General features: G+C 68.3%; 1 protein-coding gene. It reads right to left on the reverse strand.

What is annotated here, in order from left to right; translation table 11 throughout:
- Positions 1-1,723: non-ribosomal peptide synthetase (locus ABZO33_RS26790; RefSeq protein ID WP_414538499.1), on the reverse strand; the 1,723-nt coding region annotated here is incomplete at both ends.

Genomic DNA, 1,723 nt, shown 5'->3' on the forward strand with positions numbered 1-1,723 from the left:
CGCAGCTTGATCTGCTGGTCGGCACGCCCCAGGTAACGCAAGGTACCGTCGGCCTGCCAGCTCACCAGGTCGCCACTGCGGTACATGGTGCCGCCGTTGAACGGATCCGGCAGGAAGCGCTCAGCGGTCAGCTCCGGCTGCCCCAGATAGCCCAGGGCCACACCGTCACCGGCGATGTACAACTCGCCCACCGCCCCTACCGGCAGCAGTTGCTGACGAGCATCGAGCACGTAGCAGCGGCTGTTGCCGATCGGTTTGCCAATCGGGATGCTGCCCTCGCCCACCTCGCTGATCGCGTGGGTGGTGCTGAAGGTGGTGGCTTCGGTCGGGCCGTAGCCATTGAGCAGGTGCTGCGGCGCGCCATCGCGCAATACCCGGGCGATCACCGTCGGGTCCAGCACATCGCCACCGACCATCAGGTAACGCAGGCCACGGAACGCCGGCAGCAGGTCATCGGCGAACTGGTGGAACAGGCCGGCGGTCAGCCACAGCACGCTGACGCCTTGCTCCAGCAGCACTTCACGCAGGCCCTGGCGCGACAGGACCGTGTCCTGGTCGATCACCACAACCGCACCGCCGTTGAGCAGCGGCGCCCAGACCTCCAGGGTGCTGGCGTCGAACGCCGGGTTGGAGGCGAAGGCCACGCGGTCCTGGCTATTGAAGTCGGCAAAGCCGTTGTTGAGCACCAACCGCACGATGGCGCGGTGCGGCACCTGCACGCCCTTTGGCGTGCCGGTGGAACCGGAGGTGTACATGATGTACGCCGCGCTGCCGGCATCCACCGGCAGGTCTAGCGGCTCATCGGCATAGTCGCTCAGGTCGAGCCGGTCGAGTTCGACCCGGCGTGCGCCTGCCACTTGAGGCTGCTCGCTGTGGGTCAGTACCATCCGCGCCTGACTGTCGGCCACCATGAACGCTTGACGTTCGGCCGGGGCATTGCCGTCCAGCGGCACGTACACTGCCGCGCATTTGCTCACGGCCAGCTGGGCCGCCAGCAGATCGAACGAGCGTGGCAGCAACAAGGCCACGCGGTCGCCGGCCTGTACACCCTGCTCCAGCAGATACCCGGCCAGCCGGCTGGCCTGCCGGTCTAGTGCCTGGTAGCTCCAGCGCCGCGTGCCATCGGCCACCGCCAGCGCATCCGGGCTGGCCTTGGCCTGCGCCTCGAACAGGGCATGCACCGGCTCGCGGGGATAGTCGCGATGGGTGGCGTTGAACTGCAGCAACACGCGCTCGCGTTCGGCGTCCGGCAAGGCGTTGATACCATTCAACGGTGTCGTCGGCGTGTCCGCCAGCGTATCGGCCAGCCGCGCCAGAGCCGTCTGCAACAGTTGACAGACCAGTGGCCCGTCCACCTGCGGCACGGCCTGCACGGTCAGGGCGAAACCGTCGCCCAGATCGTCGACGCTGACCACCAGTGGGTAGTTGCTGCGCTCATGGGCGGCCAGCAGTTCGATACCCTGCCAGGCCTGTGCCCGCTCGGCGCCGGTGGCCGCACTGTGGCGGTAGTTGAGCAGGCTGGTGAACAGCGCCTGGGAGGCCGGCACGCCACTGCAGCGCTGGGCCAGGGCCAGGGACGCCTGCTCGTGGGCCAGCAGGCGCGCCAGGCGTTGGTGAGTCAGGCGCACGCCGTCGACTACGTCCATCGCTCCCACGCTGACCCGCAGCGGCAGGGTGTTGATGAACATGCCCAGCGCCCGCTCGGCGCCTTCGCCGCCCTGCA

Source organism: Pseudomonas sp. CAM1A (genome assembly GCF_047501685.1).
Classification (GTDB): domain Bacteria; phylum Pseudomonadota; class Gammaproteobacteria; order Pseudomonadales; family Pseudomonadaceae; genus Aquipseudomonas.